General features: G+C 65.1%; 12 protein-coding genes. 10 read left to right on the plus strand and 2 right to left on the minus strand.

What is annotated here, in order from left to right:
* The first annotated feature begins 236 nt into the window (after positions 1-236).
* From miaB to B7449_RS00685, 6 genes are all read left to right on the plus strand, one after another.
* Positions 237-1643 (plus strand): tRNA (N6-isopentenyl adenosine(37)-C2)-methylthiotransferase MiaB, encoded by a 1407-nt coding sequence (miaB, locus tag B7449_RS00660; protein ID WP_039735391.1) that lies wholly within the window; start codon positions 237-239, stop codon positions 1641-1643.
* An 89-nt stretch (positions 1644-1732) separates the two neighbouring features.
* Positions 1733-2788 (plus strand): PhoH family protein, encoded by a 1056-nt coding sequence (locus B7449_RS00665; RefSeq protein WP_039735390.1) that lies wholly within the window; start codon positions 1733-1735, stop codon positions 2786-2788.
* A 52-nt stretch (positions 2789-2840) separates the two neighbouring features.
* Positions 2841-3353 (plus strand): rRNA maturation RNase YbeY, encoded by a 513-nt coding sequence (ybeY, locus tag B7449_RS00670; RefSeq protein ID WP_039735388.1) that lies wholly within the window; start codon positions 2841-2843, stop codon positions 3351-3353.
* On the plus strand, positions 3350-4264 hold the full coding sequence (locus B7449_RS00675; RefSeq protein WP_039735387.1) for a hemolysin family protein: 915 nt from the start codon (positions 3350-3352) through the stop codon (positions 4262-4264). The genes ybeY and B7449_RS00675 overlap by 4 nt, the downstream gene beginning before the upstream one ends.
* Before the next feature lie 133 nt (positions 4265-4397).
* Entirely contained in the window at positions 4398-5021 is a 624-nt protein-coding gene (locus B7449_RS00680; protein ID WP_039735386.1) for a thioredoxin domain-containing protein, read from the plus strand.
* 16 nt (positions 5022-5037) lie between these two features.
* Positions 5038-9576, plus strand: coding sequence for an AAA family ATPase (locus B7449_RS00685; protein ID WP_039735385.1), 4539 nt, complete (start codon positions 5038-5040; stop codon positions 9574-9576).
* A 193-nt stretch (positions 9577-9769) separates the two neighbouring features.
* On the opposite strand, the gene B7449_RS00690 is transcribed toward B7449_RS00685, so the two are convergent.
* Positions 9770-11287: an acetyl-CoA hydrolase/transferase family protein gene (locus B7449_RS00690; protein ID WP_039735384.1), complete on the minus strand. Its 1518-nt coding sequence runs from the start codon at positions 11285-11287 to the stop codon at positions 9770-9772.
* Between the two features lie 548 nt (positions 11288-11835).
* On the opposite strand from B7449_RS00690, the gene B7449_RS00695 reads away from it, so the two are divergent.
* From B7449_RS00695 to gltA, 4 genes are all read left to right on the plus strand, one after another.
* Entirely contained in the window at positions 11836-12603 is a 768-nt protein-coding gene (locus tag B7449_RS00695) for a metallophosphoesterase (RefSeq protein WP_082084709.1), read from the plus strand.
* 50 nt (positions 12604-12653) lie between these two features.
* Positions 12654-12971: a chorismate mutase gene (locus tag B7449_RS00700; RefSeq protein WP_039735590.1), complete on the plus strand. Its 318-nt coding sequence runs from the start codon at positions 12654-12656 to the stop codon at positions 12969-12971.
* A 6-nt stretch (positions 12972-12977) separates the two neighbouring features.
* Positions 12978-13529: a SixA phosphatase family protein gene (locus B7449_RS00705; protein WP_039735591.1), complete on the plus strand. Its 552-nt coding sequence runs from the start codon at positions 12978-12980 to the stop codon at positions 13527-13529.
* 219 nt (positions 13530-13748) lie between these two features.
* Positions 13749-15047, plus strand: coding sequence for a citrate synthase (gene gltA, locus B7449_RS00710; protein WP_039735592.1), 1299 nt, complete (start codon positions 13749-13751; stop codon positions 15045-15047).
* Between the two features lie 162 nt (positions 15048-15209).
* On the opposite strand, the gene B7449_RS00715 is transcribed toward gltA, so the two are convergent.
* Positions 15210-15464 (minus strand): hypothetical protein, encoded by a 255-nt coding sequence (locus B7449_RS00715; protein ID WP_010508037.1) that lies wholly within the window; start codon positions 15462-15464, stop codon positions 15210-15212.
* Between the last annotated feature and the right edge of the window lie 119 nt (positions 15465-15583).

Genomic DNA, 15583 nt, shown 5'->3' on the forward strand with positions numbered 1-15583 from the left:
CATTACACGGTTCTTGTCTTGACACACCCCCGATTCCGCCGGGCATGATCGCCATGGGCAGGAAGGGTTGCCGTGCCCGGCACCCCGCCACATGCGAACCGGGAGCGTCGATGGGCCAACCGTTTGTTCCTTGGCATATCCACAGCAAGGCACTTGACCGCGCGCAATCGAACACCGATGTCTTGCGCCCGTTGTGCGGGCACGTGCCCGCGATGATGCCCGAGGATACCTGACCCGTGAACAGCCTGTCTCCCCCTTCCGGCGCGACCCTGCCGCAACCCAGCACATCGTCCACAAGGGGGCTTCATGTCATCACATGGGGCTGCCAGATGAACGTGTATGACAGCGAGCGGATGTCCGACGTGCTGCGTCCGCTGGGCTATCGCGCCGTGGGCACCCCGGATGATGCGGACATGATCATCCTCAACACCTGCCACATCCGCGACCGCGCGGCGGAAAAGGTCTTTTCCGAACTCGGTCGCCTGCGCAAGGTCAAGGAAGCCCGCGCCGAACGGGGCGAAGGCACGGTCCTGGCCGTGGCGGGCTGTGTCGCACAGGCGGAAGGCCGGGAAATCCTGTCGCGCGCGCCATATGTCGATATCGTGCTGGGGCCACAGACCTATCACCGCCTGCCCGAAATGGTCGCCCGCGCGGCCCGTGCGGCAGGGGCGGTGATCGAAACCGACTTCCCCGTCGAGCAGAAATTCGACTTCCTGCCCGCCGACCGCGCGGCCCCCGCGGGCGGTGCCGCGTTCCTGACCATTCAGGAAGGGTGTGACAAGTTCTGTTCCTTCTGCGTCGTGCCCTATACGCGCGGGGCCGAAAGCAGCCGCCCGGCGCAGGCCGTGATCGCGGAGGCCCGGCAACTGGCGGCGGCTGGCGTGCGCGAGATCACCCTGCTGGGCCAGAACGTCAACGCCTACCATGGCGACGGCCCCGATGGCCGCACATGGGGGCTGGCGCGCCTTGCCCGCGTGCTGGCCGATGACGTGGGAATCGCGCGCATCCGTTACACCACGTCGCACCCGCGCGATATGGAAGATGACCTGATCGCCGCCCATCGCGACCTGCCGCAGCTCATGCCGTTCCTGCACCTGCCGGTACAGTCGGGGTCCGACCGGGTGCTGGCGGCCATGAACCGGGGGCACACGGCGGATGAATACCGCGCACTGGTCGGCCGCCTGCGCGACGCGCGGCCCGACCTTGCGCTGTCATCCGATTTCATCGTGGGCCACCCCAGCGAGACGGATGCCGACTTCGCCGATACGATGCGCCTGATCGACGATATCGGCTTCGCGCAGGCGTATTCCTTCAAATACTCGTCCCGCCCCGGCACCCCCGCGGCAGGGGCCGGCGGCCACGTGCCCGAGGACGTGAAGGATGCCCGCCTGCAGGAACTTCAGGCCGTGCTGCGCGTGCAGCAGGATACATTCAATGACGCGACCATCGGCCTGACCGCGCCCGTCCTGTTTACCGGGCGCGGGCGCAAGCCGGGACAGCTTTCGGGGAAAAGCCCGTGGCTGCAGGCCGTGAACGTGGACGGGCCGGACAGCCTGATCGGGCGTATCGCCAACGTGGATATCCGCCACCGTTACACCAACTCGCTGGGCGGTGTCCTGACAGAGGAGACAGACAGGGCTTGAGAGAACAGACACAATCCACGCTCCACGCGCCCCGTCGCGGTGGACGGCGTCCTCCCTCCCCCGGTGCGGCTGCGGCGAATGACCGCACCGTGACCCTGCAGTTTGAGGATAACGCGCTTCTGGCGCAGCTTGTGGGGGATCATGACCGTCATCTCCTCCATCTTGAACGTGGATTTGATGTCCGGCTGTCCTGCCGCGGCAACCGCATCGCCATTACGGGCGCGGCCCAGCGGGTGGGGCTGACGCAGGGCACGCTGACCGAACTCTACCGCCGCGCCCGCGCGGGACAGGTGGTGGATACCGCCGCCGTGGACACCGCCATCCGCATCGCCGCCCACGCCCTGTCGGCCCCATCCCCCGCGACAACGGACATGCCCGCCATGACAGATGCACGCACCCCCGTGGCCCCCGCCCGCCCGTCGCTTGCGGACCTGCCCACCATCATGACCCGCCGCGGCCCCATCGCCCCGCGTTCCGTGGGCCAGGGGCAGTACATGGACATGCTGGCACGGCAGGAAATGGTGTTTGGCCTGGGGCCTGCGGGCACGGGCAAGACCTATCTGGCCGTGGCGCAGGCGGTGGCCATGCTGCAGGCGGGACAGGTGGACCGGATCGTCCTGTCGCGACCTGCGGTCGAGGCGGGCGAACGACTGGGCTTCCTGCCTGGTGACCTGAAGGAAAAGATCGATCCCTACCTGCGCCCGCTTTATGATGCGCTGCATGACATGATGCCGGGCGACCAGATGATCCGGCGCATGGGCACGGGGGAAATCGAGGTCGCGCCGCTGGCGTTCATGCGCGGGCGGACGCTGGCGCACTGTTTTGTCATTCTGGATGAGGCGCAGAACACCACCCCCGCCCAGATGAAGATGTTCCTGACCCGCATGGGGGAAGGCACGCGCATGGTCATTACTGGCGACCTGAGCCAGGTTGACCTGCCGCGTGGCGTGACATCCGGCCTGCGGGAAGCCGTCGAAACGCTGGACGGCCTGCCCGGGATCGGCATGATGCGATTTGAATCGCGTGACGTGGTGCGCCACCCGCTGGTGGCGCGTATAGTGGAGGCATACGATCAGCGCGCCGGGGCAGAGCACCGCCCCCGGCACGCGCGATCGCAGCAGGAGAACGATGAAACCTCGAAGTAGCACAGGCCCCGCCCATTCCGGCGGGGTCGCGGATGCAGCGGGACGGGCTGGCATGCCCGTCCTTCCGGCCGGACAGGACGGCCCCGACATAACCGTGGCGGACCGGCGGTGGAACCGCGCCGTCCGGCATCCGGCGCGGCTGGTGGCGCGCGCGGCAGGTGCCGCGCTGCGGGCCACGGGCTGCCACGGACCGGTCACGGTCGTACTGGCCGATGACCGCACGGTGGCGCAGATGAACTGGCGTCATCGCGGGCGCAACAAGCCCACCAATGTCCTGACATTCGAATACGCCCCCGTCCATGCGGGTGGCGGCCTGTGGGGTGGTGACATCATCATCGCGTTCGAAACGGTGGTGCGCGAAGCCCGCGCGGCCGACCGGACGGTTGCCGCCCATCTGGCCCACCTTGTCATTCACGGCGTCCTGCATCTGGCCGGGCATGACCATCACCACCCCGGCGAAGCGCGGGAGATGGAGATGCTCGAAGCCAGCACCCTCTCCACCCTTGGCATCGCCAACCCGTGGAAACAGGGCCGCATGGCCACCACCCGGGGGATACGGTCATGAGCCGTAATGGCAGTGAGGCGGGCGGGGAACCTCCGTCCGGGTCGCGCGGCAAGGGATTCCTGTCGCTGTTCAGCCGCAAGCGCGGCGAACAGGGACTGCGCCATTCCATTGCCGCGCTGGTCAAGGAAGCCGATGACGCGGCGGGGGACGAGGCCGATCCCCGGTCATCCGAACTGGACCGGCAGGAACGCGCCCTGCTGGCCAATGTCCTGCGCCTGCGCGGGATCACGGCGGATGACGTGATGATCCCGCGCGCCGATATCGTGGCCATGCCCGTCGATATCAGCCTGGACGAGGCACTGGCCATGATGCGCCGGGAAAACCATTCCCGCATGCCGGTCTATCGTGACCAGCTTGATGATATCGTGGGCATGATCCATGTGAAGGACCTGATCGCCTATGTCGGCACGTCCGAAGCCTTCCGCATGGAGCCGCTGCTGCGCCAGCCGCTTATGGTGGCCCCGCAGCTGCCGGTGCTGGACCTGCTGCTGCAGATGCGCCAGCGCCACGTCCACCTTGCGCTGGTGATTGATGAATATGGCGGCATCGACGGGCTGGTCACCATCGAGGACCTGATCGAGACAATCGTGGGTGACATATCGGACGAACATGACGAACCGACGGTCAACATGATGCGCGACAGGCCCGACGGCACGCTGGATGTGGACGCCCGCACCCCTGTCGCCATGTTCGAGGAAAAGGTCGGCCCGATCCTGACGCGGGAGGAACGCGAGGCCGAGATCGAGACGGTGGGCGGCCTTGTCTTCCGTCTGGCCGGTCACGTGCCGACGCGTGGCGAGGTCGTCACCCACGAAAGCGGCATGGTTTTCCGTATCCTTGAGGCGGATGCCCGCCATATCCGCCGCGTGCGCGTGCGCCTGCCCCCGCACGAGGCGCCACCGGCCACCTGACAGGCCGGCACGCCCGTGCCCGCGGGCGTGCCCTTGCCGCGTGGAATGGATTTACGCGCGCCCGTCGCCTCTTTACACTCGCCGCGCCGGGGATTTATCCCCCACACAGTTCCACACCGGAGAGTGACCCGTGATGCCCATCAAACGCCGCACCCTGCTTGCCCTTGCCCCCGCGCTGATCACCAGCGGCGGCCTGCTGTCCGGCAGGGCCGTGGCGCAGGCCGCCGACCCTCGCCTGTCCATCCGCGCGGTGGGCAACCCGTCGGCCAAGGTGCATGTGGAGGAATGGTTCTCCCTGACGTGCACGCACTGCGCGCGCTTCGCCGCCGAGGTATTTCCCGAAATCCGCACCAGGCTGGTCGATACGGGACGCGTGTACTACATTTTCCGTGATTTCCCGCTGGACCAGGTGGCGCTGACCGCATCCATGGTGGCGCGCGCCCTGCCACCCGAACGATATGAACCCTTCGTGCTGGCCCTGCTGTCCAGCCAGGACCGCTGGGCATTCGGCAAGGACGTGAACCCCGAAGAGCAGATCCAGAAAATGGCCGCGCTGGCCGGCATGTCCGCCGATACGTTCCAGCAGACCGTTCATGACGACAAGCTGCGCCACGCCATCATGGACGAGGAAGACCGCGCGCAGACGCAGTACAAGATCGACGGCACGCCGACCTTCCGCTTCAATGACAAGGAACAGGTGGCGCAGGAACTGAATTACGAGGAGTTCGCCAAAAAGGTCGAAGCGGCCGCACAGTGATCGGGGCCATTCCGTTATGACCGCCCGTTTCGTCCGGCTGCGCATTGCAGGATTCAAAAGCTTCGCCGACCCGGTTTCCGTCGATATCCTGCCAGGACTTACGGGCATTGTCGGGCCGAATGGCTGTGGCAAGTCCAACGTGGTCGAGGCCCTGCGCTGGGTCATGGGGGAAACCAACGCCCGCTCGCTGCGCGGCGGGGAAATGGATGACCTGATCTTCGCCGGGACCACCGCGCGCGCAGCACGGAACATGGCCGAGGTCACCCTGACGCTGGATGGCGCGGCCGACGTCGCGCCCCCGCCCTTTCAGGGGCAGGACGAACTGCAGGTCTGCAGGCGGGCCGAACGGGGCGCCGGCAGCGGCTACCGCATCAATGGCCGCACCACGCGCGGGCGCGACGTGCAGACGCTGTTTGCCGATCTGGCGTCGGGTGCGCGGTCATCGGCCATGGTCAGCCAGGGCCGCGTCTCGGCGCTGGTCAACGCACGTCCCGAAGAACGCCGCACCATTCTGGAAGAAGCCGCGGGCATTACCGGCCTGCATGGCCGTCGGCACGAAGCCGAACTGAAGCTGCGCGCGACCGAAGCCAACCTTGCCCGCGCCGAAGACCTGCGCATCCAGCTTGAGGCCCGGCTGGGCGACCTGCAGGAACAGTCCGAACAGGCGGGCCTTTACCGGGAACTGTCGCAGGGGCTGCGGGAATCGGAAACCGCCCTGCTTGCCCTGCTGCATGCCCGCGCGCACAAGGCCGTGGCCGACAGCGAAACCGCGCTGCATGCCGCACGCCGCGACCTGAAAGCCGCCGAGGAAGTGACCGAAGGTGCGGTAATCGCGGATTACGAAGTCACCCGGACGCTGCCCGCGCTGCGTGAGGAACTGGATACGCGCCGCACCGAACTTGAACGGTTCAAGGTCCGCGCCGAAACCATTGCCGAAGAACTGGCCCGCGCCGAATCCGCGCTGGAAACAGCCCGCACGCGGCTTGCGGAATGCGAAACCGTGCATGCGGCGGCCCTTGCCCGGCGCGATGACGCCACCATCATGCGCGACCGGCTGGCGGCGGAACGCACGCAGGTGGAAGAGCGCCTGTCCGCCCTGCCCGCATTGTGTGAAACGGCGCAGGCGGAACGCGCGGAACTGGCGCAGGCCATGACGGATATGGCCGCGCGCGTGGAACAGGCGACCACCACCCTGCGCGAAGCCCAGCTTCAGACCACGCAGGCGCGCGACGCGCTGGATGCCGCGACCACGGCGCATGAACGCCTTGTGGCCCAGCAGACGGAACTGGCCGCCGAAATCACGGACCTTGAATCCGCCATGCCGACCGAGGCGGCGATTGCCGAACATGACGCACGGATAGCCCGGGCCGAACAGGACGCGACCGCAGCGCTGGCCACGCGTGAAGCCGCAACCCACGCCCATTCTGAAGCCGTGCTGCAGGCTGGCCTTGCCCGCAATGCCGCCACCGAAAGCCGCCGCGTGCATGAACAGGCAACCCATGACGCCAATGCGGTGCGGGACCGGCTGGACACGCTGGAACGCAATATCGCCAGCGTGCGCACGCATGTGGAAAAAGCCCGTGCCAGCCTTGTGCCCGAAACCGAGCGCCAGCGCCTGACGCAGGTGGTGGGGGACGCGGAGGCCGCGCTCGCCGCCATCCGCGCCGAACTGGATGGCGCGGAAGAAGCCCGCGCGCAGGCCACACAGGCGGACATACAGGCCAATGCCCGGCTGAAGGATGCCCGATCTGCCCGGCAGGGCGCGGAAGAAGCCCTGCGTGCCGCACGCGCGGCACGGCAGCGCGCACAGGATGAAGTGGACACGCTGGCCGCCAGCATGGAACGCCTGCGCGCGCAGGCCGTGCCGGATGCGGACCTGCAGTCCCTTGTTACCCGGCGCGAAGCTGCCGAAGACGCGCTGGAAACGGCGCGCCAGCACATGGCCACGACCGAGGCGGCCGCCGTTGCCGCCACCCGCGACGACGAAGCCTGCGCCAGCCGCCTGTCGCAGGCACGCGCCACGCTATCGGGTCTTGAAGCGGAAGCCGACGGCCTTGCCCGTGCATTGCAGAGCGATAGCGATACGGAACACGCGCCGGATTCCGGGGTGACGCTGGCGGAAAGCCTGCATGTCCCGACCGGGCTGGAAACGGCGCTGGCCGTTGTGCTGTCGGACGGGCTGAATGCAACGCTGAAGGGCAAGGCCCCGCGTGAATGGCATGACCTGCCCGCGACCTCGCCCGCCCCCTTCCCCGCGGCTGGCATCCAGCCACTCTCCGCCCTGCTGGACGCGCCGCCCGCCCTGTTCCGCGCACTGGGTGCTGCCGGACTGCTGCCCGATGGCATGGATGGGGCCGGACTGCAGGCCGCCCTTGCACCGGGGCAGTGCCTTGTCACGCGCGATGGCGCACTGTGGCGGTGGGACGGCTATGCACAGGCCCCCAACCTGCCCGGACGCGCGGCACTGCGGCTGAAACAGCTTGGCCGCCTGCGCACGCTGCGCACCGAACTGGAACAGGCACGCACGGAAGTCCCGGCGCTGGAACAGGCCGCCACCGCCGCAGGCCAGACCCGCCAGCAGGCGGCGCAGGCACTGGAGAGCGCCCGCACATCCCGCGCAGGTGCTGAAAACACGCTGGAAACCTGCCGCACGCAGGAAGCCGACCTGTCACGGCGGCATGCAACTGTCGCCGCCCAGATCGATACGCTGGCCGTGCAGCAGGATACGGCGAACGCCGCGCTGAAGGAATCCGAAGCCGCCTGCGCCCGCGCCCAGACACAGGAAGCCAGCCTGCCGGATCTGGCACAGCTGGAACAGGCACAGCAGGCCGCCAGCGCGCAGGCCACGCAGGCACAGGCACATGAAAGCGGGCTGCGCACCGCCCGACAGCAGGCCGAATCCCGGGTGGAACAGGCCCGTCAGGCCCTGCAGGCCACCATGTCCAGCCATAGCGAGGCCGAAACCCGCCTGCAGGCGATGCAACCCGAACTGGCGCGGCTGGAAGCCGACCGTGACGCGCTGGCGACCGAACTGGCAACCCGTCGCGAACACCTTGCCGCCCTGCCCGCCCCCGACATTGCCGAAGGGACCGCGCAACGGGCCGCGAGTGCCGCCACCGACGCGGAGCAGGCCCTGCGGCAGGCCCGCGACGCGGTGGACACCACGACCGCGCAACTGGACCATGCACGCGCCACCCGCGCGGCCATGGACCAGAAAATGCGCGAAACCGGCGCACGGCTGGATGCCCGCCGTGCGCGGATGGCGGATCTGTCCCTTGCCATGCAGCAGGCGGATGAGGCGGTAAGCGCCGCACGGACGCGGCTGGCGGCCCTGCCGGACATTGCCGGACTGGACCACGCGCTGGCTGAACTGCGCACGCACGATGAAGCCCTGCGCACGCAGGACCATGAACGCCGCGACATGCTGGCGCGCCTGCAGGCGGAAGACGCCAGCCTGCGCCAGCGTTTCGAGGCATCGGCGCAGGAAATGGCACAGTGGACCGCCCGTGTCGAAGCAGCAATGCTGGAAGCCGAAGCCGCCCTGGCCCGGCTGGGCAATGCGCAGGCCGAATATGAACGCCTGGCGCCGGAACCCGTGGCCGTGCGCGCGCGGCGCGATGCCATTGCAACCGAACTGGAACAGTATGCGGCCAGCCACGACGTGGCGGCAACCGCATTGCAGCAGGCACAGGACCGCCAGTCCGAACTGCAGGCAGGCCGTCGCACGGCAGAGGACGTCCTGACCGCCGCGCGTGAGGAACTGGTCCGCGCGGAAGGCAGGCGTGAACAGGCGCAGGTGATTCTGGCGCAGTTACAGGCGGAATCGCAGCCACCTGCCGGCGTGATCCCTGCGGACCTGAGCGTGAACGCCGAAACCAGCCTGCGCCGCAAGGTGGCCCGCCTGACGCGCCAGCGCGACGATCTGGGCCCCGTCAACCTGCGTGCCGAACTTGAGGCGCAGGATGCGTCCGGCAGGATCGACACCATCCTGCACGAACGCGACGAACTGCAATCCGCCATTGCCCGCCTGCGCGGCATGATCGGCCAGCTGAACCGTGAAGGGCGCGAACGGCTGATGGCCGTGTTTTCCCAGATCGACCAGCATTTCCAGTCCCTGTTTTCGCGCATGTTCAATGGCGGACGGGCGCATCTGGGCATGGTGGGCAATGACGATCCGCTGCAGGCCGGGCTGGAGATCTATGCCCAGCCACCGGGCAAGAAACTGGCGACGCTGTCCCTGCTGTCGGGCGGGGAACAGGCGCTGACGGCGCTGTCGCTGATTTTCGCGGTCTTCCGCTGCAACCCGGCCCCCGTCTGCGTGCTGGATGAGGTGGATGCACCGCTGGATGACGCCAATGTGGGGCGTTTCTGCGCCCTGCTGGGCGACATGGTTGCCGAAGCGGGCACGCGCTTCCTTGTCGTGACCCACCACCAGCTGACCATGGCGCATATGGACCGGCTGTATGGCGTTACAATGCAGGAACGCGGTGTCAGCCGCGTGCTGTCGGTCGATCTGGAACGCGCCTCTGAAATGGTGGACACACCCAACGCGTAAAATACTGTTACTAAAAGATAAAAGCTTTACCAAAAGCTTCCGACTTTTAATCCGGCATCCGGTCCGGAATAAAAAAGGCCTGTGGGAACCATTCTCCCGCAGGCCTCTTTATACAGTAAGACGTACCTGTGTGGGAAAGGGCGGTCACAATCCGCCACCTTCCCCGCAGGCATGCCGTTTCCATGCGGAATGATTACGGCATCATGCTGCCGGTATCGATAAAGCGCTGGTGCCACGACAGGGCTTCGTTCAGCAGATGCGGCGACTGCTGGCCGAACGAACCCGCACGGGCGCGCTTGTAATAATCCTGCAGCATCGGGCGGTAGTCGGGATGCGCGCAGTTGGCGATGATGACTTCAGCGCGCTGCTTGGGCGACAGGCCACGCAGATCGGCCAGGCCCTGCTCGGTCACCAGCACCTGCGAATCCTGCGTGATGTGGTCAACATGGGACGCCATGGGCACGATGGCCGAAATCTTGCCACCCTTGGCGGTGGACGGCGTCATGAACACGGAAATATAGGCGTTACGGGCAAAGTCACCCGATCCGCCGATGCCGTTCTGGATTTTCGAACCCATGATCTGGGTCGAATTCACATTGCCATAGATATCCGATTCGATCAGGCCATTCATGGCGATACAACCAAGGCGACGGATCAGGCCGGGATGGTTGCTGATATCCTGCGGGCGCAGGATGATCTTCTTCTGGAATTCCCGCATGCGGGCATTGAGCGATTCCGCGGCTTCCGGGCTGAGGGAGAACGCGGTGGCCGACGCAACCCGCATCTTGCCCGTTTCCAGCATGCCCAGCATGCCGTCCTGAATGACCTCCGTATAGGCGGTCAGGTCATTGAACGGCCCTTCTTCCAGCCCGCCCATGACGGCATTGGCCACGTTGCCCACGCCGGACTGCAGCGGCAGCAGCGACGGCGGCAGGCGGCCCATTTTCACTTCGTGGCGGAAGAATTCCATAAGGTGGCCCGCGATGCCGCGCGCGGTCTCGTCCGGCGGGGAGAACGGGGCATTGCGGTCTGGCGCGTTGGTTTCGACAATCGCCACGATCTTGTCGGGGTCCACCTTCAGCGACGTGCCGCCAATCCGGTCATCGGGGCGCAGCAGCGGGATGGGCTGGCGATGCGGCGGCAGGGCCGCGCCATACCAGATGTCGTGCATCCCCTCCAGCGCCGCGTCCTGCCAGCTGTTGACCTCGATGATCACCTGTTTGGCGGTGTCGAGCCATGTCTTGGAATTCCCGACGGAGGAAGACGGCACGATGCTGCCGTCTTCACGGATGGCGGTAGCTTCGATGATGGCGGTGTCGATCTCACCAAAGAAGCCCGCCCATGCCATGGGGGCCACGTGGCTGAGATGCATGTCGAGGTATTCCGTCTCGCCCTTGTTGATGCGCGCACGCAGGCCGGGATCGGAATTGTACGGCATACGGAAGGAGATACCGTTGACCTTGGCCAGCGCGCCATCAAGTTCCGGTCCGGTTGACGCCCCGGTCAGCAGGCGGATGCGGTACTCATTACCCTTGGCGTGTTCACGTTCCATCAGGGCGGCAAGCGCCTGCGGCACGGCCTTGGGATAACCCGCGCCGGTAAAGCCGCTGGTGCCAACCGTGCTGCCCGGACGGACAAGGGAGGCCGCCTGCTCGGCGGTAGTGATCTTGGCCCGGAGCGCCGCATTCCGGATTCGGGTGTGGTCGATCATGAACTTTCCCTCAAAACTTTTATCGTTATGTCCAGCCTGCGCCGGATATGTCGTATGCCTCAGCCACGGTCGGGCGGGGCCTGCATTGCCCCATACTGCCTTGCACCGGTCCGATATGCCTAGCCGCCACATGCGCTGTGGGTATTCCCTTTGCACCGCATGCGCAGGCGTTGCGTTTCACTTCAGCATGACGCCATCATCTGTTCTCCCTCCGGCAGGCGACGTCACAACAAAAGAGTGTGACACGGCGCCCTGACTCCGGTGACTGGTTTCACGTTTGCTCCATCACGAAGCGGGTATGCGCGGGGTGTATTTTTGGTATGTATTTTTAGCAATATGTCCTGCTGCACGGCAGAATTGTCGTTACCCGTATGCAACCGTTTTGTGTCATTAAAGATACATTCCTGGCCAGTCCCCTAGTGCAAGGCGGCCAATCTTGTGAATAATAGGCAACAGGACACAATCAGGGGGCACCGGCACACGGCACCGCCATAAAAGCAGGAGAGGATTTTCGTTTGAGACGCCGATTTCCCTCTCACAGGCCTGTCATGGCACGGGAAGGCACGCCCCCGCCGCCCCCGGCGAGGGAGCCACCACCATCCCCCGCCCTGCCGACGCATCCGCTGAGGGACCTGCTGGCCGGACGCCCCCTGCGCGTGGTGGGGGACGTGCATGGCGACCTGTATGCCTTCCGCCACGCAGCGGCGACCGACCGGTTTGTCATACAGCTGGGAGACCTGGTGGATTACGGTCCCGACAGCGCGGGGGCGTTCCGCCTGATGCAGCAGCTGATTGATGAACGGCGCGGGCTGTTCATACTGGGCAACCATGACCGCAAGCTGGCCCGCGCGCTGCAGGGCCGCAAGATGCGTCGCGACCCGCCATTGATGGAAACGCTGACCCAGTTCACGGCGGAAGAAAACAGCGACGTGTTCCAGCGCGCGCTGGCGGACCTGTCGCATGCGCCCGCGTGGATCGTGCTGGGGCAGTCGATATTCGTGCATGGCGGTTTTCACGTGCGCATGCTGGGCGAACTGCCGCCGCCGGGGCTGGGAACCGTAACCCCGCTGCTGTCGCGCGCGCTGTTTGGCGAGACGACGGGCCGGATGCAGAAAGACGGCTATCCTGAACGCCGGCTGAACTGGGTCGATCACATCCCGGCGGGCTACACGGTCTATTGCGGGCATGACCGCCGGTCCACGGACGGGCGGCCATGGGTCCGGCAGGGCAGGATGGGCGGACGGGCCATCTTTACCGATACCGGCGCGGGCAAAGGTGGCCATCTGGCATGGATCGACCTGCCGCCCATCGTGTAAGAACCCGGCAGACCACAAGAATTCCCATACCTTCAGGAGAGCCTTCCCCCATGAACACCACCCAGGCCACGCAGGACGCCGCGCAGTCCAAGCTGGAGGAACTGCGCCGCAGCATCGACAATATCGATGCGGCCCTGATCTATATGCTGGCCGAGCGTTTCCGCCATACGCAGGCGGTGGGAAAGCTGAAGGCGACCAACCACATGCCCCCCGCAGATCCCGCGCGGGAATCCCGTCAGGTCGCGCGCCTGCGCCAGCTGGCCCAGTCAGCGCAGCTGGATCCGGATTTTGCCGAAAAATTCCTTGCCTTCATCATCCGCGAGGTCATCCGCCATCACGAAGCCATTGCCGCCAGCGAAGGGCGATAGTTCCCCATGGCCGACATGCCCGCAGGCAGCCCGCCAGTCGCCCGGCGGATGGTGCTGATGCGCCACGCGCAGGCCGCCCCTGCCCCATTTGGCGAAATGGGCATGCAGGCGGACCTGACCCGTCCCCTGACGCCACACGGCCGCCAGAGCGCCGCCCGTCAGGGCGCGGTGCTGCGGGCGCGGCATTTCGCGCCCGACCTGATCATGGTCAGTCCGGCAATGCGCACGTGCCAGACGCTGGAGGCGATCGGATCATTTTATGGCGATCGGCAACCCGATATCCGATATGTGAACGCGCTGTATGACGCAGCCCCGCAAACCATTCGCGACCTGCTGTATGAGGTGCCGGATAAAGTAAACAATATCATGATATTAGCCCACAATCCCGGTCTGCAGGCACTGGTTGCGCACTGGGCTGCGCGTCATTGTCCGCCCGATGCGGAAAATGCGCTGCATCAGGGCTTCCCACCGGCCGCAATGGCCTGCTTTACCGCCACGAAAGCCTGGAATCAGGCAGAAGACGGGGATATCCGCCTGCAGGACCTGTCTTGCCAATAATGTCATTGCCTCAGGCGGGGGGGACGGATTGCCACGACGGGGTTTTCGTTCCTATCGTCAGTGCCAAGGCCCGCTGAGCGCCGCCCCTGCGGCGCACGGGCATATAAATTTGGGCAGACATACCAACTGTCGCACGAACGACAGGATGCCCGGAGGTTGGAGACATGTGCCGCCCTGCCCCGATGTGCGCGGGACCGGCACCCAAGAGGAGTGTTGTAGATGAGCGAGTCCGGAAAAAGCGCCACAATCTCGCTGAACGGCAAGGATGTTGCCCTGCCGGTGCTGTCAGGCACGCTGGGGCCGGATGTCATCGACATCCGCAAGCTGCCGGCGCAGGCGGGGGTATTCACCTATGACCCCGGTTATGGCGAAACGGCTTCATGCTCCAGCAAGATCACGTTCATTGACGGTGAAAAGGGTATCCTGCTGCATCGCGGCTACCCCATCGCGCAGCTGGCCGAACAGGCGACCTTCATGGAAGTGGCCTACCTGCTGCTGAACGGCGAACTGCCGGACACGGCGCAGTATGACGGGTTTGTGAATTCCATCAAGCATCACACCCTGCTGCATGAACAGATCCGCAATTTCTTCAACGGTTTCCGTCGTGACGCCCACCCCATGGCCATCCTGTGTGGCACGGTGGGGGCGCTGTCCTCCTTCTATCATGAAGGGCTGGATGTCTCGAACGCGGCCACCCGTTACCAGTCGGCCATGCGCATTATCGCCAAGATTCCGACCATTGCAGCATGGGCCTATAAATATACACAGGGCGAAACCTTCATCTATCCGCGCAACGACCTGTCATATGCGGAAAACTTCCTGTCCATGATGTTCGCCGTTCCCAGCGAACCGTACAAGATCAACCCGGTTCTGGCGCGCGCCATGGACCGTATCCTGATCCTGCATGCGGACCATGAACAGAATGCGTCCACGTCCACCGTGCGTCTGGCCGGTTCCACCGGGGCAAACCCGTTCGCATGCATTTCCGCCGGTATCGCAGCACTGTGGGGGCCTGCCCATGGCGGCGCCAACGAGGCCGTGCTGAAAATGCTGGCCGAAATCGGGCACAAGGACAACATTCCCGAATTCATCGCCAAGGTGAAGGACAAGAACAGCGGCGTGCGCCTGATGGGCTTTGGCCACCGGGTGTACAAGAACTTCGACCCGCGTGCGAAGATCATGCAGGCCACCTGTCATGAGGTGCTGGGCGAACTGGGGATCAAGGACGATCCGCTGCTGGATCTTGCGATCGAACTGGAAAAGATCGCCATCCACGACGAATATTTCGTCAAGCGCAGCCTGTATCCGAATGTCGATTTCTATTCCGGCATCATCCTCAAGGCCATGGGCATCCCCACCAGCATGTTCACCGTGCTGTTCGCGGTGGCCCGCACCACCGGCTGGATCAGCCAGTGGAAGGAAATGATCGAGGAACCGGGCCAGCGGATTGGCCGCCCCCGTCAGCTGTACACCGGATCGCCCGAACGCAACTTCGTGCCGTTTGACAAGCGGGGCTGACTGAATCCCCTGCCGGACGGATATCACATCCGTCCGGCAGGGACTGAAGAACGGACCGGATGATGCCAGGGCATCCCGCAGCATCATGTCCGGGTATATAAAAAAAGGCAGGCCAGTATGTGGCCTGCCTTTTTTTATATAAGTCTTCCCGACCCGGACGGATCAGTCACATTCACAGCCATTGGTGGGGCCAGGACGTTTCTGGATCACGTGGTGGTCGATCCATTCCGACACCAGTCGCCGCGCCTCGTTCAGCGAGGATTCGGGATGGTGGATACGGTACAGGGTGGTGCAGGCGTGGAAAGCCGACACATCGCTGGTCCCTACGCCACGCAGTTCCTGATAGGCGGTGATTACGGCACGCTCGCACTTGCGAGAGATGCGACTGTTTTCAACAGACACGATGCGATGACCCATTGGTGAGAATGATTATCAGTATTGGGATATTAGATCGAATACCCCCATGGGGCAAGGTACGCATGGCCTCACACTCGGCTGATCGGGTCACGTTATGTTTCCGACATGGCTTTTTTTGG

The sequence above is a fragment of the Komagataeibacter intermedius TF2 genome, assembly GCF_000964425.1.
GTDB lineage: Bacteria > Pseudomonadota > Alphaproteobacteria > Acetobacterales > Acetobacteraceae > Komagataeibacter > Komagataeibacter intermedius.